At 66.5% G+C, this 17,482-nt stretch carries 20 protein-coding genes; 7 read left to right on the forward strand and 13 right to left on the reverse strand.

All coding sequences use genetic code 11. The features are described 5' to 3' along the window. Positions 1 to 13 precede the first annotated feature (13 nt). A complete protein-coding gene (locus AC1DFE_RS09295) occupies positions 14 to 895 on the forward strand; it encodes a 1,4-dihydroxy-2-naphthoate polyprenyltransferase (protein ID WP_476905610.1) in 882 nt (293 codons plus the stop codon). Positions 896 to 897: 2 nt separating this feature from the next. Here AC1DFE_RS09295 and AC1DFE_RS09300 read toward each other — a convergent pair whose 3' ends face one another. Next, on the reverse strand, positions 898 to 1,221 hold the full coding sequence (locus AC1DFE_RS09300) for a DUF4229 domain-containing protein (RefSeq protein ID WP_476905611.1): 324 nt from the start codon (positions 1,219 to 1,221) through the stop codon (positions 898 to 900). Between the two features lie 301 nt (positions 1,222 to 1,522). On the opposite strand from AC1DFE_RS09300, the gene AC1DFE_RS09305 reads away from it, so the two are divergent. After that, a complete protein-coding gene (locus tag AC1DFE_RS09305) occupies positions 1,523 to 2,008 on the forward strand; it encodes a PLD nuclease N-terminal domain-containing protein (RefSeq protein WP_476905612.1) in 486 nt (161 codons plus the stop codon). A gap of 456 nt (positions 2,009 to 2,464) precedes the next feature. After that, entirely contained in the window at positions 2,465 to 3,121 is a 657-nt protein-coding gene (locus AC1DFE_RS09310) for a hypothetical protein (RefSeq protein WP_476905613.1), read from the forward strand. 144 nt (positions 3,122 to 3,265) lie between these two features. On the opposite strand, the gene ccsB is transcribed toward AC1DFE_RS09310, so the two are convergent. From ccsB to AC1DFE_RS09335, 5 genes are read right to left on the reverse strand one after another with little or no spacing between them, the layout of a single operon-like run. Beyond that, a complete protein-coding gene (gene ccsB / locus AC1DFE_RS09315; RefSeq protein ID WP_476905614.1) occupies positions 3,266 to 4,393 on the reverse strand; it encodes a c-type cytochrome biogenesis protein CcsB in 1,128 nt (375 codons plus the stop codon). Beyond that, complete coding sequence (gene resB / locus AC1DFE_RS09320) at positions 4,393 to 6,135, reverse strand: cytochrome c biogenesis protein ResB (protein WP_476905615.1); 1,743 nt, start codon at positions 6,133 to 6,135, stop codon at positions 4,393 to 4,395. The genes ccsB and resB overlap by 1 nt, the downstream gene beginning before the upstream one ends. Further along, positions 6,135 to 6,890, reverse strand: a complete 756-nt coding sequence (locus tag AC1DFE_RS09325) for a cytochrome c biogenesis CcdA family protein (RefSeq protein WP_476905616.1) — start codon at positions 6,888 to 6,890, stop codon at positions 6,135 to 6,137. Before AC1DFE_RS09325 ends, resB begins: the two co-directional genes overlap by 1 nt. A gap of 6 nt (positions 6,891 to 6,896) precedes the next feature. Beyond that, on the reverse strand, positions 6,897 to 7,508 hold the full coding sequence (locus AC1DFE_RS09330; RefSeq protein WP_476905617.1) for a TlpA family protein disulfide reductase: 612 nt from the start codon (positions 7,506 to 7,508) through the stop codon (positions 6,897 to 6,899). A gap of 2 nt (positions 7,509 to 7,510) precedes the next feature. Further along, a complete protein-coding gene (locus AC1DFE_RS09335; RefSeq protein ID WP_476905618.1) occupies positions 7,511 to 8,176 on the reverse strand; it encodes a histidine phosphatase family protein in 666 nt (221 codons plus the stop codon). Between the two features lie 197 nt (positions 8,177 to 8,373). On the opposite strand from AC1DFE_RS09335, the gene AC1DFE_RS09340 reads away from it, so the two are divergent. The 3 genes from AC1DFE_RS09340 to AC1DFE_RS09350 all read left to right on the forward strand — a co-directional run bounded on the left by AC1DFE_RS09340 (position 8,374) and on the right by AC1DFE_RS09350 (position 10,801). Then, positions 8,374 to 8,922, forward strand: coding sequence for a YceI family protein (locus AC1DFE_RS09340; RefSeq protein ID WP_476905619.1), 549 nt, complete (start codon positions 8,374 to 8,376; stop codon positions 8,920 to 8,922). 128 nt (positions 8,923 to 9,050) lie between these two features. Beyond that, the gene (locus AC1DFE_RS09345) at positions 9,051 to 9,713 is read left to right on the forward strand and encodes a hypothetical protein (RefSeq protein ID WP_476905620.1); all 663 of its coding nucleotides are present in this window, start codon (positions 9,051 to 9,053) and stop codon (positions 9,711 to 9,713) included. Positions 9,714 to 9,919: 206 nt separating this feature from the next. Beyond that, positions 9,920 to 10,801, forward strand: a complete 882-nt coding sequence (locus tag AC1DFE_RS09350; RefSeq protein WP_476905621.1) for a hypothetical protein — start codon at positions 9,920 to 9,922, stop codon at positions 10,799 to 10,801. 118 nt (positions 10,802 to 10,919) lie between these two features. Here AC1DFE_RS09350 and AC1DFE_RS09355 read toward each other — a convergent pair whose 3' ends face one another. Both AC1DFE_RS09355 and AC1DFE_RS09360 read right to left on the reverse strand, forming a co-directional pair. Continuing rightward, positions 10,920 to 11,615, reverse strand: coding sequence for a redox-sensing transcriptional repressor Rex (locus tag AC1DFE_RS09355; protein ID WP_476905622.1), 696 nt, complete (start codon positions 11,613 to 11,615; stop codon positions 10,920 to 10,922). Positions 11,616 to 11,701: 86 nt separating this feature from the next. Then, positions 11,702 to 11,959 carry a glutaredoxin family protein gene (locus AC1DFE_RS09360; RefSeq protein ID WP_076800524.1) on the reverse strand — a complete coding sequence of 86 codons (258 nt, stop codon included), beginning with the start codon at positions 11,957 to 11,959 and terminating at the stop codon, positions 11,702 to 11,704. Between the two features lie 83 nt (positions 11,960 to 12,042). Between AC1DFE_RS09360 and AC1DFE_RS09365 the strand changes: the two genes are divergently transcribed. Further along, on the forward strand, positions 12,043 to 12,861 hold the full coding sequence (locus AC1DFE_RS09365) for an HAD family hydrolase (RefSeq protein WP_476905703.1): 819 nt from the start codon (positions 12,043 to 12,045) through the stop codon (positions 12,859 to 12,861). Between the two features lie 66 nt (positions 12,862 to 12,927). On the opposite strand, the gene AC1DFE_RS09370 is transcribed toward AC1DFE_RS09365, so the two are convergent. From AC1DFE_RS09370 to AC1DFE_RS09390, 5 genes are all read right to left on the reverse strand, one after another. Further along, the gene (locus tag AC1DFE_RS09370; protein ID WP_003792170.1) at positions 12,928 to 13,026 is read right to left on the reverse strand and encodes a 30S ribosomal protein bS22; all 99 of its coding nucleotides are present in this window, start codon (positions 13,024 to 13,026) and stop codon (positions 12,928 to 12,930) included. A gap of 221 nt (positions 13,027 to 13,247) precedes the next feature. Beyond that, positions 13,248 to 13,460 carry a helix-turn-helix domain-containing protein gene (locus AC1DFE_RS09375; protein WP_003797758.1) on the reverse strand — a complete coding sequence of 71 codons (213 nt, stop codon included), beginning with the start codon at positions 13,458 to 13,460 and terminating at the stop codon, positions 13,248 to 13,250. A 95-nt stretch (positions 13,461 to 13,555) separates the two neighbouring features. Continuing rightward, entirely contained in the window at positions 13,556 to 14,704 is a 1,149-nt protein-coding gene (locus AC1DFE_RS09380; RefSeq protein ID WP_476905623.1) for a 3-deoxy-7-phosphoheptulonate synthase, read from the reverse strand. A 253-nt stretch (positions 14,705 to 14,957) separates the two neighbouring features. Further along, positions 14,958 to 15,965 carry an acetylxylan esterase gene (locus AC1DFE_RS09385; protein WP_476905624.1) on the reverse strand — a complete coding sequence of 336 codons (1,008 nt, stop codon included), beginning with the start codon at positions 15,963 to 15,965 and terminating at the stop codon, positions 14,958 to 14,960. Between the two features lie 57 nt (positions 15,966 to 16,022). Beyond that, the gene (locus AC1DFE_RS09390) at positions 16,023 to 17,477 is read right to left on the reverse strand and encodes a rhamnulokinase (protein WP_476905625.1); all 1,455 of its coding nucleotides are present in this window, start codon (positions 17,475 to 17,477) and stop codon (positions 16,023 to 16,025) included. Between the last annotated feature and the right edge of the window lie 5 nt (positions 17,478 to 17,482).

The raw sequence follows: 17,482 nt of genomic DNA on the forward strand, positions 1-17,482 counted from the left end.
CGAGGTACTCACCGTGGCCACAGCCGCACAATGGATCCAAGGCGCCCGGCTCCGCACCCTGCCGGCCGCAATCGCCCCTGTCCTGATCGGCACGGCAGCGGCCTACGAGATGGGTTCCTTCCGCCCGCTCAACGCAGTCCTGGCGGCCTTCGTGGCGCTGCTGCTGCAGGTCGGCGTCAACTACGCCAACGATTACTCGGACGGCATCCGCGGGACGGACGAGAACCGCGTGGGGCCGCTGCGGCTGGTCGGTTCCGGCGCCGCCCGGCCCGAACACGTGAAGTATGCCGCGTTCGGGGCCTTCGGCCTGGCCATGCTCGTGGGGCTGGTGCTGGTCATCGTCACCCAGACATGGTGGCTGCTGCTTGTGGGCGTGGGCTGCGTGATGGCAGCGTGGGGCTACACCGGCGGCAAGAACCCGTACGGCTACATGGGCCTGGGCGACGTCTTCGTGTTCGTTTTCTTCGGGCTCGTGGCCACTCTCGGCACCACGTACACACAGGCCGGGCAGATCGGGCTGCCTGCGGTGATCGGGGCGATCGGCACGGGCCTCATTGCCTGTGCGCTGCTGATGGCCAACAACGTGCGGGACATCCCGTCGGATATCCAGGCCGGGAAGAAGACCCTGGCCGTGCGGCTGGGCGACAAGCACGCCCGCGAAAGCTACGTGCTGATGCTGGCCGTGGCCCTCCTGCTCGTGGTGGTCCTGGCGCCGACGCGGCCGTGGATGCTGATCGTGCTGCTTCTGATTCCGGCCTGCCTGATGCCGGCCTGGCTCATGATCAACGGACGGAAGCGCAAGAGCCTCATTCCGGTCCTGAAGCAGACAGGACTCATCAACCTCGGCTACGCCGTGCTGTTCTCGCTGGGACTCGTGCTGAGCAGCGGGCTGTAAGCCTAGGCGTCCTTGTTTCGGGGCTCGCGGTTCTTGACGTCGTTGCGGATGGTGATGTCCGGGTGCGTGTCAACGAGGTGATCCTCGGCCAGGGCATCATCGATCTCTCCGGCGGTGCGGATGGGCTTGGCGCGGCCGGAGAAGCGGGCATGGAGTGACGCCGTAGCGGCATCGCGCTGCTTCTGGAAGAAGAGGTAGCTGATGGCGAAGGAAATCAGCCCCGCACAGACGACGGCCAGAAACCACCCCAGCTGCAGGAAGACGAACAGCACGAACAGGGGCAGGAAGATCGCGAACCGGATCAGGGAGTATTTCAGAAAAGCCACTATCCAAGTTTAGCCGCCCTGCCTGAACGTAGCCTGCCGGTCCTCAACTGCCACCGTCAAGGCGGTTGCTCCACTGCTCGGTGGCCGGCTGCTCCGCGGCCAGCCGCCTGGCGCGCGGCCCCGCGCGGGCGTCATGCGGAACCGCTCGGGGCCATCCCGCGCCGCGCCCCGCCGCGGTGCCCGGGCCGGCCGCCCGGCGGCGTCGGCGCGTCATGCGGGACCGCCCTTTGGCTTTTTACTGGCGCATTACTGTGGGCATACTGTAATCTCCGCCGGGGCACACGGAGGCTAGACTGATTGCATGCCTCGTGTTGCCATCGCAGTCGCCATACTCGCCATCTACGTCTACGGACTGGTGGACGTTATCCGGACTGATGGGCGTCTCACCCGCGGGTTTTCCAAGGCGACCTGGATCATCATGGTTGTCCTCCTGCCGCTCATTGGGGCTGCGCTGTGGTTCCTGATCGGCCGCCCGCGCGAATCCGCCGTGGTCCAGCCTGTTTACCAGCACCACCCCACGGCTCCCGACGACGACCCCGACTTCCTGCGGAACCTAGAACAGCGCCGCCGCCAGGCCGAGGCGGAACGGCTCCGCAAGCTCAGGGACGACGCGGCACGGAAAAAGCAGGCCGACGGCGGCTCTCACCGCACGGGCAGCACGGGCGCAGCGCCGGGCACCAGCAGCGGCAGTACTTCGGCGGGCAGCCCGGCCGCAGGTGAGCCGGATCCACGTAAGCCAGGCGCCGCAGGCGAGGCCAACGCCGAAGGCAACCCCGAGGCCAAGTAGCACCCGTCACTCATGTCGGCGATTTACCCAAAAGGGCCGCCCACCTAACAAGCCGAGCGGCCTTTTTTGGCGAATCGGCGGAGCAGGACGGTGCTTACGGCGAAGCCGTCATCGCCCACTGGTCCTCCACAGCGGGCCTAAATTGTGGACAACGGAATGCAGGCCCACCCGGGGCAGCAGAATGCTCCTATGCCGCGTCCACGCCCTCTTCCTCCCGCCCTGCAGGCACAGCCGTTCACCATCCGCCAGGCCACTGCTGCCGGCCTGACCCGCAGGCGTGCCCGCGCTCTCGACTTGGCGAGCCCCTGCCATGGCGTACGCGCGCCGGCGGCCGTGGAAATTACACTTCTTGTTCGCGCACGGGGGCTTGCACTCGCGACCGGAGCCGTGGTTAGCCATCTCTCCGCCGCTGCGCTCTGGGGTTTCCCGCTGGCTTTGCGTTTCGAGGATCACGCCGTGATCCATCTGACCAGCCGGGACGGCGCCAGGGCCGTCCGGCGCAAGAACGTCAGCGGCCACCGGCTTCCGCTCCCGGAGAACGAGATCTTCGATGGCCGCTACGTTGCCTGCACCTCGCCACTACGGACCTGGTTCGATCTGGCCGGCATCCTGTCGCTGGAGGACCTTGTCATTGCCGGCGACTTCCTTCTGCGCCGCAAGGGTCCCCTTTCCACGCCGGAGGCAATGGACTCCTTCCTCGCGGCAAGGCAAGGACGGGCCGGTTATCGCAAGGCCATGAAGGCCAGGGCACTCATCCGCGCGCGCACCGACTCACCGAAAGAGACCGAGCTGCGGCTTCTGTTGACCGGCGCGGGGCTGCCTGAGCCAGCCATCAACGTTCCCATGTTCGATGAGACCGGGGCCTGGGTCCAGGACCCGGATATGTCCTACGAAGAGTTCAAGCTTGCCATCCAGTACGACGGCGGCCACCACGCCACTCCAGCGCAGCGAAGAAGCGACATCTTCCGCGATGAAAACGCACGGGGCCTCGGCTGGCTCGTAGTGGTCCTGACGCAGTTGGACTTGGACCCCCTCACACCAGGCATGGAGCCCAGCGCAGTCACCAGGATCCGCGCGGCGCTGACAAACCGAGGTTGGAAGCCCGCCCGCTAGTCCGCCGTCGCTCCCGGCGGCCAACCGCACGTCACCCGTAAAGCCCGACGACGGTTCGCGCCTTCACCGTTTGGCCAAAAAAGGCCGCCCAGCTGTCAAGCGGAGCGGCCTTTTTTGGTAAATCGACGAGCAGCCGCGGAACCCCTACAGCCCCGAGTACGAGTGCAGGCCGTTGAAGAACTGGTTCACGATGGTGAAGTTGAAGACCACGCAGAGGTAGCCCACGATCGACAGCCAGGCCGCGCGGGTCCCCGTCCAGCCGCGGGTGGCGCGGGCGTGCAGGTAGCCGGCGTACACCACCCAGATCACGAAGGTCCACACTTCCTTGGTGTCCCAGCCCCAGAATCGGCCCCACGCTTTCTCTGCCCAGATGGCGCCGAACATGAGGGTGAAGGTCCAGCCGATGAAGGCGATCGCGTTGATGCGGTAGGAGAGGTTCTCGAGGCTCAGCGCGGACGGCACGAGGCGCATGAACCCCAGCTTGTCGGCGCCGCCGGCGGCGATGGTCCGCTGCCGGTGCGACTGGACCAGCTGCAGCGCGGACATGGCAAACGTCAGGGTGAACAGCGCCGAGGACAGCACCGCGATGGAGACGTGGATGAGCAGCCAGTAGCTCTGCAGCGCCGGCACCAGGTGGCCAACCGGTGTCCAGAACGCCACCGAGGCGGCCACCAGCATGATGATCACCAGGCCCACCACGAACGTGCCGAGGAAGCGCAGGTCGCGGCGGACCAGCACCACGAGGAACACGGCCGCCACCAGGAACGCCCCGGTGGTGAGGAACTCGTACATGTTGCCCCACGGCACACGGCCGGCGCCGACAGCGCGTGTCAGCACGGCGGCAGCGTGGATCGCGGCGCCCAGGCCGGTCAGTGCCACTGCCACGCGTGCGGGGGCTCGGCGTTCGCCGTAGCGCATGCTGTCGTCGGCGGTCTGCCCGGCTGCGCCGTTCGCGCCGGAGGAGTACGACGACGGCCGCTCGGCACGGTCTGCCGGTCCGGCCAGGCGGACCCCGCCGCTGCCCGCGGTCCGCGACATGGCTGCGCTGGCGGATGCCCCGGCGGATGCGCCTGCCGCCACCGGAACCTTGGCCCCGGCAGCCGAGTCGGCTGACTTATCCGTAGCTGCGGCCTTGAGGTCAATCGCCTTCAGGGCCTTGCTGCTCTTTGCGAGGTCCCACGCGAACGCGATGAACGCCACGGTGTAGGTCCCAGCCGCAAGCAGCATGAAGAGCTCGCTGTACTGGCCCATGGTCTCGTTGATGGGAAACATTACTGGTCCTTCTTCGGCTCAGGCGAGCCTGCTGGTGAGGAATTGGAAGGTGCTGTTTCGGGGTTGTCGGCGTCCACGTCCCACTTGCGCGCCAGGAGGCTGCGCAGCGTTGCGGCCTCGCCGGCCAGCCGGTGGTCTTCGCCGCGGGCCAGGAGGCCGTACTCAACCATGGTCCGGCCGTCCTCGTGGGTGCCGGTGCGGACCCAGACACGGCGGCGGTTCACGTACAGCGAGACGATGAGTCCGGCCACGGCAAGCAGCGCGAAGATGAGCGCGGAGAGCTGCCCGGGGTTGTGGTGGATGTCCAGGCCGACGTACTTCTTCACGCCGTCGAACGTGATGGAACCCTTGCCCTCGGGCAGCGTGTACGTGTTGCCCGGTGCGAGCGTGATGCCGCCGGCTTTGAGGTTCCGGCTGTTGAGTTCCTTGAGGTTCTTCACGTCGAGCTCAAAGACGTTCTGCGGAGAGCCCTTGTCCAGGCCAAGGTCGCCGTAGAAGGAGTTCAGGCTCAGCTGCGGGTTGATGAGATCAGGATCGCCACTGAAGGAGATGCCCTTATCGGTCACCAGCGCCGTGGGCAGGAAGAAGCCCACGAACCCCAACTGGTCGGGCTTAGCGTCGGGCACCTTGATCACCACGGACGAGTAGTAGTTCTGCCCCTGCAGCTTGGCCACCACAGGACCCTGCATGGCGATGTTGCCCTTCCCGTCGCGGACCGTGACGACGGGCGCGTAGCCGTTTCCCGTCAGGTAGATGCTGGTGCCGCCGAGGTTGACGGGGTCGTTGACCTTGAGGACTTCCTTCTTGGCCGGAGCCCCGGGGTTTTCCTTGGTGGTGACGTCCGCCGTGAAGTCGATGGGCTGGCCGTACTTGCCCTGGGACTCGCGGTCGAACGTGGCCTGGAACTTGTCCAGCTGGATCGAGTACGGCTGTAGCTGGCTGCTCTGGAAGTTGGTGCCGGGGTTGAACTGGTCGTAACCCACCAGGGTGTTCACGAACGTGTCGCCCTCCACCAGGATCCGCTGGCCGCTGTAGCCGAACAGGCCGCCGACGGCCACGGACACCAGCACGCCGATCAGCGAGGTGTGGAAGACCAGGTTGCCCACTTCCTTCAGGAAGCCGCGCTCGGCCCCCAAAGACGGCCGCGCGCCGTCGTCGTGCCTAACCTCAACACGGTACCCGCGTTTCTTCAGCAGCTCCGCTGCGTCCTCAATGGCGTCCGACGCCGGGATGCCGGCTTCCGCGGGCACCACCAGGGTGCCGTACTCGGGCAGGCGGGACAGCCGCTTCGGGGTGCGCGGCGGCTGCGAACGCATCGCCCGGTAGTGGGCGATTGCGCGGGGCACCACGCAGCCGATCAGCGAGATGAACAGCAGAATGTAGATGGCCGAGAACCATGCCGAGGAGTAGACGTCGTACAGCTGCAGCGAGTCCAGCAGCTTGCCGTAGTCGGGGTGGTCCTTGATGTACTGCGTGACCACCGAAGGGTTGGCGGGCCGCTGCGGGAACAGCGATCCGGGCACCGCTGCCACCGCCAGGAGCAACAGCAGGAACAGCGCAGTGCGCATGCTGGTCAGCTGGGTCCACGCCCAGCGGAGCATGCCCACGATGCCCAGGGACGGGACGGACGCCCCGGCCTTGGCAGCCTTCACGGCGTCCTTGGGCGCGTCCTTCTGGGCAGGCCCGGGCTGCGGGACGTCCTCGGCCGGGGATTTCTCGGTTGACTTCACACGCTCGCTCATCAGATCGGCAACTTCACATCGGTTTGGAACCAGTACTGCAACTCGGTGACCCAGGTTCCCCACAGACCCGTGGCCATCAGGATGCCCAGGGCAATCAGGACTCCGCCGCCGGTGCGCTGGATGGCCAGCCGGTGCTTGCGGAAGAAGGACATCACGCCCGCGCCGCGGCGCACCGCCAGGGCAATCAGCAGGAACGGGATGCCCAGCCCAAGGCTATAGACGAAGGCCAGGAGCGCACCCTTCGCGGCGGAAGAGCCTCCGGAGAGGCTCAGGAGCTGGACGGCGGAGTAGGTGGGGCCGATGCAGGGTGCCCAGCCGAGGCCGAACGTGATGCCCAGCAGCGGCGCGCCCCAGAGGCCTGCCGGCGGCTTCGCGTGGATCTTGGCGTCGCGCTGGAACCAGGAGAATCCGCCCATGAACACCACGCCCATCAGGATCACCAGGACGCCCAGAACCTGCGTGATCCACGCGTTCTGCCCGCCGGAGATCAGCGAGCCCAGCTGCCCGAACGCCCCGCCGAGCAGCACGAAGATCACGGAGAAGCCGAGCACGAAGAGGCCGATGCCCGCCAGCATTCGGCCGCGTTTCTGCTTCTGCAGGTCCACGCCGGTGAGCCCCGTGACGTAGCCCAGGTATCCGGGCACCAGCGGGAGCACGCACGGCGAAAGGAAGGACACGAGTCCGGCCAGCAGCGCCACGGGAATGGCGAGCAGCAGCGAACCGTTCAGGATAGCTTCGGCGAAGGGACTGTTCACGGGAGGTTACTCTGCCACGGCAGACTGGATGAGAGCTTTGAGCGTGCCCTTCTCGATCTCCCCCAGCACGCGTGACGCCACCCGGCCCTGCTTGTCCACCACGAGCGTCGTGGGAACGGCACCCGGGGGCACCAGGCCGGAAACGGCCAGCAGCACGCTGCCGTCCTTGTCGTCGAAGCTCTGGTAGGTCAGGCCGAAGGTCTTGTCGAAGGCGTCAGCCGTGGGCTTCTCATCCCGCAGGTTCACACCGAAGAACTGCACGCCCTTGCTCTTGAACTCCTTGTGGAGTGCTTCCAGGGACGGCGCCTCCACCCGGCAGGGTGCACAGGCGGCGAACCAGAAGTTCAGGACGGTGACCTTGCCCAGGAAGTCCTTGGACGTCACGGCGGTGCCGTCAAACAGCGTGCCCTTGATTTGGATGGCGGACTTGCGCTCGGCTGCGGCAAACTCGGTCACCGAGCCGTCGCCGGCCACGTAGTTCTTATTGTCCCCGGCCTTGGCCTGCTTGGCCAAGGCATCCTCCTGTGCGCAGGAGGATAGGCCCAGCGTGATCGCGGCGAGGGCCAGGCCGCCGGCGGCGAGGACGCTCCGGCGGGAACTTTTGGGTGTTTCAGTCATGACTAGGCTCCGGGGGTGCTCGAGGCACCGGGAAGAAGGGCGGCGGCCGGTTCACTGTACTCCACGCGCAGCAGGGCGCCGTCGTCGCCGAAAACCAGGGAGGTGAGGGAGGTCAGGGTGCATTCGCGTTTCCGCGGATCGTGCCACAGCGGCTTGCCCTCGGCACTGAGCCGGGTGGCCCAGATAGGTAACTGGTGGCAGACCAGGATGGCCTCGGCACCGTCACCACCGAGTTCGACCGCCTTGGCGCGGGCCTCCTGGACGGCCTCGGTCACGCGGGCCGCCTGCTGCTTGTAGGGCTCGCCCCAGGAGGGCCGGAAGGGGTTGACCAGGTGCGGCCAGTGCTTGGGCTTGCGCAGCTCGGCCTTGGTGACCTTCAGCCCTTCGAAGTAGTTTTCCGCCTCGATGATCCGGCTGTCGGTGTGGATGTCCAGCCCAAGCGCTTCCGAGGTGGGTTGCGCTGTTTCCTGGGCGCGGGTGAGCGGCGACGCCACCAGGTACACGATGTTGGCGCCCTGGGATACACGTTCGCGGAAGTGCTCGGCGAGCGTCTGCGCCATCTGCCGGCCAAGTTCGGAGAGGTGGAATTCAGGCAGCCTGCCGTACAGGACACCTTCGGGGTTGTGGACCTCGCCGTGGCGGAGCAAATGGACAGTGGCTTGGGGCATGTCTACCAGTTTCTCAAAGGGCAGGGGTAATGGCGAAATCTTCTACATCAAGTAGAACTCAAAATTTTTTCGAAAAGTTCCCGACCGATGGAATAAAAGATGCAAATGCATGTTTATACTGGATGCAGCAGTTAGTTGAGATTTCAATGAAAGTTTCAACCGTCACCAGATCGACCCACTGAACAAGGAGAACCACCATGGCACTTTCCACCGAACTCGCCCGCGGTACCTGGACCCTCGACAACTCCCACAGCGAAATCGCCTTCACCGTCCGCCACGCCGGCATCAGCAAAGTCCGCGGCCAGTTCAAGGATGCCGCCGCCACTCTGGACCTCGCCGACGACGTGACCGCCACCAAAGTCGAGGCCACCATCCAAACCGCCAGCTTCGAGTCCGGCGACGCCAACCGCGACGGCCACGTCCGCGGCGAAGACTTCTTCGACGTCGAGAAGTTCCCCGAGATCTCCTTCGTCTCCAACGGCCTGGTGGCCAACGGCGACAGCTACGAGCTCCAGGGCGACCTGACCATCAAGGGTGTCACCCGACGCATCTCCCTGGAGACCGAGTTCAACGGCGTTGCAGTGGATCCCTTCGGCAACACCCGCGCCGGCGTTTCAGCCGAGACCACCATCAGCCGCAAGGACTTCGGCCTGACCTGGAACGCCGTGCTGGAAGCCGGCGGCGTGCTGGTCAGCGACAAGGTTGCGATCAACCTTGAACTGGCCTTCATCGCACCTGCAGCGTAGTTTCCGGGCACGTCCCGCAGCCACGATTACTGGCAACGAAACGCCCCGTCCGCGGACTTTCCGCAGACGGGGCGTTCGGCGTTCCAGCCTTCTGGAATTGGCAAAATCCGGGGCTTAAAGTGAAAGCCATGAGCACCCCCAGCGATGAACCGGAGCCCCGTGATCCCGGCGCCGTGCCGCGGTCCGGCAACGACCGTCCGACGCCGGGACAGCAGTTCCCGGGTCAGGAACCGGCCGAGCCGTTCCCGGCCCAGCCGACGGCGGGACAGCCATTTCCGGGTCAGCAGCCGCCCGCCGGCAGGGGCCGGTTCGCCTTCGAGATGCCGGCAGGCCGGCCACGGAACTTCAGCGAGGTTCTGCCGCGTGGCGGCTTCTCCGGCCTCTTCGACGTGACGGGTCTTCCCACAGAACTCAAGGTGTCCTACTGGATCTGGGTGATCGGCGGCCTGCTGGGGCTGCTGGGCGGCGTGATCGGCATCTTCGGTGTGCTCGTGCTCTTTGCGATCATCCCCGGTGTGGCCATCCTGGTGCTCCTGCTTGTCCTCGTGGCCCTGGCCCTGGCGGCAGCGGAGATTGTGCTGGCCATGAAGCTGAAGGAACGCAACGAGTGGGCACGGCTGGCCTTGACCATAGCGGCCGGGGTTTCGCTGCTGCTGGCCATCACCAGCTCGAGTTTCCGCCCGGGCCAGGACGCGAACTGGCTGGGCTTCGTGGTCAGTCTGGTGGCCACGGCGCTGATGTGGGTGCCCAGCTCGCAAAACTGGTTCGCCGCGGGGCGGGGTAGGGCCTGATTGGGGCAGCCAGCAGAGCCGCCGATCATCGGGCGGAGAACTGCTAGCCGGGCAGCGTTTCCGCAGGTTGGCGCGCTTTTGGAATACCTCTCCGGAATGATCCACCGCGCCCCCGCCGAGGGGTACGGTGGGAAGTGAACCATGCTGGGGAGGGCAGGCGTCTGAACCGGTAGCCGATTCAGACGTCACTACGCAAAGGACCGCTCATGAGCAATCCTCCAGTCCCGCATCCTAATGAACCCGGCTCCAACGAGCCGGATAACGGTCCCCAGCCAGGCAACGATCAGCCCCGCTACGGTCAGGACGCACCCCAGTACGGGCAGAACGCCCCGCAGTATGGCGAGAACGCACCGCAGGCGCCCCAGTACGGGCAGAACACCCCCCAATACGGCCAGAACGCGCCGCAGTACGGGCAGGGTTCGCCGCAGGCACCCCAGTACGGCCAAAACCCGCCCCAGTACGGGCAGGCCGGGCAGGGCGCTCCGCAATACGGCCAGGCACAGTACGGACAGCCGCAGTACGGACAGAACCAGTCCCAGCCCAGCCAGTCGCCCTATGGCCAGTCGCCCTACGGCCAGTCCCCCTACGGGCAGTACCCGTCGGAACAGGCCAAGGCCGCGACCGGAGCCGGCGTCCCGAAGCTCGTGAACTATTCCTTCTGGATGATCATCGCGGCGGGCATCTTGTCCATCCTGACCATCCTGGTAGCGATCCCCACCCTGGATGACCCTGCCATGCGGAACACCTTTGAGCAGCAGTTGCGCGGCAGCGGCCAGAACATCGCGTTCGACGACGTCAAGGGCTTCATCATCGGAACCATGGTGGTCTTTGCCCTGATCGGCGCCGGCCTGTACGCGCTGGTGGCCTTCAACGTCCGGAAGGGCAAGAACTGGGCCCGCATCCTGGGGACAGTATTTGCTGCGCTTTCCGTCTTCAGCATCTTCCCGCCGGGCCTGAACACCCTGGTGGGCCTGCTCGGAATCGCCGCGATCGTGATGCTGTACCTGCCGGGATCGGCGCCGTACTTCCAGAAGCCGCAGCAGTTCGCCAACCCCTACTCGCAGCCGGGCGGCCCGTACGGCCGCTAGCCAACGCCAGCTACTAGCCAACGCAAGCCGCCGCTAGCCAACGAGAGCAAGAAGCGGGGGACACGAAAAGTAAGAGTCCCGATACGCCAACGGGCGCGGATTTCCTGGGAGGCCGGAGCTACTCCGACTGGCCGGGGGTCTGCGCCCGTTGCGCGTGGTAGGCCAAAATCTGCAGCTCGGTGGCCATGTCCACCTTCCGCAGCGTCACGCCGTCCGGCACCTGAAGCATCACCGGAGCAAAGCTGAGGATGCTGCGCACTCCGACGTTCACCACCCGGTCGCACACGCTTTGCGCCACAGCGGCCGGCAGCGCCAGCACCACCATGTTGGTGCCGGTCCGCTCCAGGACCGTCTCCAGATCGGCAACGTCGCTGACCCGCAGCCAGCCCACCTCGTTGCCCACGACCATCTGGTCGGCGTCGAAGATGGCAACCACGTCAAAGCCCCTGGACTCAAAGCCACCGTAGCGCGCCAGTGCCTTGCCCAGGTTACCGGCGCCGACAATCGCAACTTTCCAGTCGTGCGTCAGCCCGAGCGCGGCGGCGATGTGGCGGCTCAGGTACTGAACCTCGTAGCCGACGCCCCGCGTGCCGTAGGAGCCCACGTGCGACAGATCCTTGCGGAGGGTCGACGAGCTGACTCCGGAAAGCTCAGCCAGTGATTCGGAGGAGACGCGCTCGGTGCCTTCGGCCAGCAGGGAGTTCAGTGCGCGCAGGTAGATCGTCAGCCGGGCCACGGCCGCGGGCGGGATCTGCTTCCCGGCGGCGCCGGTCGGACCGGGCACGGCCTGGGGTGGTGAATCGAGCGAAGTCACTGTCTGCTCCGATGCGTCGCGTTGTGAGTCCACTCTAGATCCCCATCAGTTATGCCAACAAAGCCGATGCCATTGTTCGAAATCGGCTAATCCCCTGCCATGGCACGGCGCAGGACTCGCTCGAGGCGCGCCTCGTCGATCTTCCAGAAGTCCCGCTGGATCCCGTCCACCAGCACCACCGGGATCTCCTCGGCGTAGCGGTCTCGCAGCTCGTCGTCGGCGTCCAGCTGCCGCTCCGACCACGAAAGCCCCAGCCCGGCAGTCACCCGTCCAACGGCGTCGCGCGCCGCGGCGCACAGGTGGCAGTCAGCTTTGGTGAGGAGAACGACGTCGGGGTTTGCCATGCTTCAACCGTATCGCCGTTCCCGGCGGCGGGCGACGCGGCGGCCGTCAGGTGTGGCGTACGGCATTGACTAGACTCAGTGGCATGCCCGAGGAGAAGTACGTCGCTGTGGCCCACCGTCCGGTTGCGAAGCAGCAACACGGCGAGGCAGCCTTCTTCGACGTCGACAACACCCTCATGCGGGGCGCAAGCCTCTTCCACGTCGCCAGGAAAATGCACCAGCGCGGCGCCTTCACGCTCGGGCAGGCGGCGGGCATGGCGTGGAAGCAGCTCAAGTTCGTGCTCCGGGGCGAGAACCTCAACGATGTCCACGCGGTGCGGGATTCCGCGCTGCGTCTCGCCGCCGGCATCACAGAGGAGGACATCAAGGCACTGGGCGAAGAAGTCTACGACGAGATGATCGCCTCCCGGATCTGGCCAGGCGCGAAGGCCCTGGCCGAGCAGCACCTGCGCGTCGGCCGGAAGGTCTGGCTGGTCACCGCGACGCCGATCGAGGTGGCCACGGTGATTTCCACGCGGCTGGGGCTCACCGGTGCCCTCGGGACCGTGGGTGAGACCAAGGACGGGTTTTACACCGGCAGACTTGTCGGGGACATCCTGCACGGCGCGGCCAAGGCGGTGGCAGTCCAGGGCATCGCGGACAACCACGCACTGGATCTGAAGCGCTGCTGGGCCTACAGCGACTCCTACAACGACATCCCGCTGCTGACGATGGTGGGCCACCCCGTGGCGATCAACCCGGACGCCCGCCTGCGCAAGCACGCCCGCAAACACAACTGGCCGGTCTACGACTTCCGTTCAGGCCGCCGAGCCGCAACCCTGGGCCTAAAGGCAGCCACAGCAGGAGGAGCGGTCTACGGCCTCTGGCGGGGCTATACCCGCTTCCGCGGCCCCCGCGCCTGACGCCGTCTTAATGCAAAAATGCCCGCACCCTCGAAAGGGAGCGGGCATTGACGCGTAGAGCGAACTCTACTTCTTATTGCGGCGCTGGTGGCGCGTCTTACGAAGCAACTTGCGGTGCTTCTTCTTGGCCATACGCTTGCGACGCTTCTTAATAACTGAACCCACGAAAGTTCCTTACAAACTAGATGCAGTACCTGTCTGATGGAGAAGGTCCGTGGACTGAGCAACAGACTGAACAACTGACAGATTCTTACAATGACGTAAAACGTTCCTTAACAGGGTACCGCTTATCTGGAGCCTCCCCTGACCAGCACATCTCCCGTGGCGTGCAGCGGCCCCCAAGGCGGCTGCAGCAACCTCGGGATCGGTGCGGTCAGTCGGGTCCGTTAAGCGGTGCCCGTATGACCGTCCACGACAGCACCCTTGAGGTACTGTTCGACGGCGGTCTCCGGGACACGGTAGGAGCGGCCGAACCTGACGGCGGGCATCTCCCCCGAATGGACAAGGCGGTACACGGTCATTTTGGAGACACGCATTACCTCAGCCACCTCGGCCACGGTCAAGAACTTGGCGTTCGAGAAGTTCGACTCTGCGGACATACCCATATTCCTTTGCTCTCAGCAACGACGCCTGCCTATCTGCGGTGCGCCGATGCTGAGCCATCGAACAACCGTGTTCTAGTTACTCTAGATGCTCACGTGGCCATTGTGAAAGCCCGCCGTTTCCGCGAGGATGCGGCCAGCTGTTCGAGGACGGAGGCGGTCACATCCCACTCCATGCAGGCATCCGTCACGCTCTGACCGTAGACCAGGTCCGAGCGTCCGGCGGCGTGTTCCGCCACGTCGAGGTTCTGCGCGCCGCCCACCAGGAAGCTCTCCAGCATGACGCCGGCGATCGCCCCGGCGGCCGTTCCCGCGCCCTCGAGCTGGGCGCCGATCTCGAGCGCCACCTCCGCCTGGCGGTGGTGGCTCTTGCCGCTGTTGGCGTGGCTGGCGTCAACGATCAGCCGCGGGTTGAGGTTCTTGGCGGCGAGCCTGGCGGAGGCCCCCTCGACGTCGGCAGCGGAGTAGTTGGGGCCCTTGCGGCCGCCGCGGAGAATCACGTGCGTGTCGGGGTTGCCGGCGGTGGACACCAGCGCAGCCCTGCCGTCGCCGTCGATCCCCAGGAAAGCCTGTGATGCGGCGGCAGCACCGCACGCGTCGACGGCCACCTGGAGGTCGCCGTCGGTTCCGTTCTTGAAACCGATGGGCATGGAGAGGCCGGAGGCGAGCTGACGGTGGATCTGACTTTCCGTGGTCCGCGCGCCGATGGCGCCCCAGGAGATGAGGTCGGCCATGTACTGCGGGCTGATGGGTTCGAGGAACTCGGTGGCCGTGGGCAGGCCCAGCGCGGTGACCTGCTGCAGGAAGCTGCGGGCAGCGCGCAGGCCCCCGGCGATGTCGTGGCTGCCGTCCAGGTGCGGATCGTTGATCAGGCCCTTCCAGCCCACCGTAGTGCGCGGCTTTTCGAAGTAGGCGCGCAGGACAATAAGCAGGTCTTCCTGGTGCTTCTCTGCCTGGCTCACCAGCCGGCGGGCGTATTCCAGGCCGGCCTTGGGGTCGTGGATGGAGCACGGGCCCACGATTACCAGCAGGCGGTCGTCCACGCCATCCATGATGGCGCGGACTTCGTCGCGGCCGCGTTCGACGACGTCCGCCGCCTTCGCGTCCAGCGGCAGTTCGGCGATCATTTCCTGAGGGGTGGGCAGGGCGGTGATCTCGCTGACCCTCAGGTTCGACGTGGACTGGCGTTTCGACGTCGGCAATGCGGGCGCCTGCTGGGGTTCAGTGGCTGTTGCGCTCATTTTAGGGGTCCTGTTCCGGGTGGGAGCGGGCCCCTGATCAGAACCCGCCGTAGATATGGCGAAGGGCAGAGAATGATCTCTGCCCTGTTGGCTCTGAAGGAAAGTTGGATGCGTGTCAGTTAGACGCGGGCCCCTCCAGAGCCAACGAAAAATACGCATACCAACGGTTAGTCATAGCCACACCATAGCCGCGGCCCGGCGCGGGCCGCAAATCGGCCGACGCGCGAACGGACATTTGTGGCCCCGGGTTACGTCAGCCCAGCAGCTTGCGCAGGTACTGCAGCTGCCGGATCCAGTGGTGCTCCTGGCCGCCCTCATGGTTGTTGAAGCGGTACACCGCAATGTCCTTCGCCACCGGCCCACCGGCGTCCGTCCCGTACGCGTTGTAGCTGGCAAAGACGGTCGACGGCGGGCAAACGTCGTCCATCTGCGCCACGGAGAACAGCGCCGGGGCCGTCGCGGACTTGCCCAGGTTGACGCCGTCGAAGTAGTTCAGCACGGCCAGCGTGGGCTCGTACCGCTCGCGGTGCCGGCCGAGGAAGGCCGCGATCTCGGGATAGGGGCCGCGCGGTGCGATGTCGATGGCGCGCGGGAAGTCCTGGAGGAACGGGACATCGGCCAGCGCGGCGATGACGCCGTCGAGCCTTCCCGCCACGAGCCCGGCCACTGCGACGGTGATGCCCCCGCCCTGGCTCATGCCTGCCACGACGATCCGGGACGCGTCCACGTCTGGGTAAGACTGCGCCGCCTCCACGGCGCGGAACGCATCGACGTACACGCGGCGGTAGTAGTAGTCCTCGCGGCTTGCCGCGCCCCGGGTCATGAGGCCCGCGTACGCCACCTCGCCCGCCGACGGGTGCGGGTCCGCAGTCTCGCCGACCGCCCCGGCGTAGCCCTGGCCACGGGTGTCCATGATGAAATGCGCGTAGCCCGCCTGCGCCCACCGCGTGTCCTGGTTGGCCAGGCCCCGGCCGCCGGAATACCCGGCATACTGCACGACGGCGGGCAGTGGGGTCCCGGGCTCCCTGGTCACCGGCAGATGCAGCCAGCCCTTCACCGGGGCGCCGCCGTAGCCGGCGAACGTGACGTCAAAGGTGTCCACGACGGCCAGGTAGTTTTCCACCGGTTCGAAGGCGGCGTCCAGTGGAAAGGCCCGCGCCTCCGCAATTGTGCGGTCCCAGAAGTCCCGGAAATCCGGCGGCATGGTGGCTGCGGATGTGTACCGGCGGAGCTCCTCGAGGGGCAGATCGAACAGCGGCATGGATTATCCGTTCTTCCGGGGATGGCGGGCTTCCTGGGCGGCGGTTGCTGCGTCCTATCAGACCAGCGCTGCCTCGAACCTGTCGAGCCTGTGAGACGCGCGCACCAGGGCCCGCAGCGCATCGAGTCCGCCGTTGACGGCACCTGCCGCACGGGCCTGGACGAGGATGTTGCCGAGGGCTGTGGCCTCGACCGGGCCTGCGATGACGGGTTTGCCGGTGGCCTGGGCGGTGAGCTGGCAGAGCAGCCTGTTCTGCGAGCCGCCGCCGACGATGTGCACCACTTCGACGGCGATACCGGCGAGGCGCTCGGCGTCAGCGATGGTGCGCGCGTAGCCGGCGGCGAGGCTGTCCAGGATGCAGCGGACGATCGCTGCCGGGGCCTCGGGAAGGACGGCGCCGGTGTTGCGGGCTGCTGCGCGGATGCGGTCCGGCATGCTGTCCGGGGCGATGAAGGCGGGATCGTCGGGGTTGATCCGGGGCCCGCCGGCCGGGAGCGCCGCGGCTGCGTCGAGGAGGTCCCCGATTGCGGGCCGGTAGCCACCCTCGGCCCAGGTGCGCTGGCATTCGCTGAGGAGCCAGAGGCCGCCGACGTTCCGCAGATACCGGGTGGTGCCGTCCACGCCGCGCTCGTTGGTGAAGTTCGCGGCGCGGCTGGCCTCGGTGAGCACGGGATGGTGCAGTTCCAGCCCGACAAGGGACCAGGTGCCGGACGAGATGTAGGCGAAGTTTTCCTTCTCCCCGGGGACCGCTGCCACGGCCGAGGCGGTGTCGTGCGAGCCGACGGCCACCACCTTGGTTGCTGCGGGGAGCCCGGTCCGCTCGGCGATGCCGGGCAGCAGGGTTCCGAGCGTTTCGCCCGGCTGGATCAGCGGCGGAAACAGATCCTTGGGAAGGCCGAGGGGTCCGAACAGCTCGCTGGCCCGCTCCCCCGCGACGGCGTCGAACAGTCCCGTGGTGGAGGCGTTGGTGGCCTCGGTGCGGCGCTGTCCGGTGAGCAGGAACGCGATCAGGTCCGGGATCAGCAGGGCCTGCAGCCCGTCCAGGTCCGGTTCGGTGGCGAGCTGGTAGAGCGTGTTGAACTGCAGGAACTGCAGCCCGGTGGTGGCGTAGAGCCGTGCCGGGTCCAGTTTTCCGTGCACGCGGGCGACGGCTGCGCGGCTGCGTTCGTCCCGGTAGCTGTAAGGCTGCGCGGTGAGTTTCCCGGCCTTGTTGACCAGCCCGTAGTCCACCGCCCACGTGTCGATGCCGATGCTGGTGACTGTCTCCCCCCGCTCCGCGGCCGCCTTGCCGGCGGCAGCGAGGCCGGTGAGCACCTCGGCGAAGAGGGCGTCGAAGTCCCAGCGGAGGCCGCCGTCGGACTGCACCACGGCGTTGGGGAAACGGTGGACGACGTCGAGCGTGGCCCGCGCCACACCGCCGTCACCGGTGATCCGTCCCAGGATGACGCGGCCAGAGGAGGCGCCGATGTCGACGGCGGCGAACAGGCCGCCGTCGACACTGGCAGTTGGCACGGTGC

The sequence above is a fragment of the Arthrobacter sp. 05T423 genome (assembly GCF_056396245.1).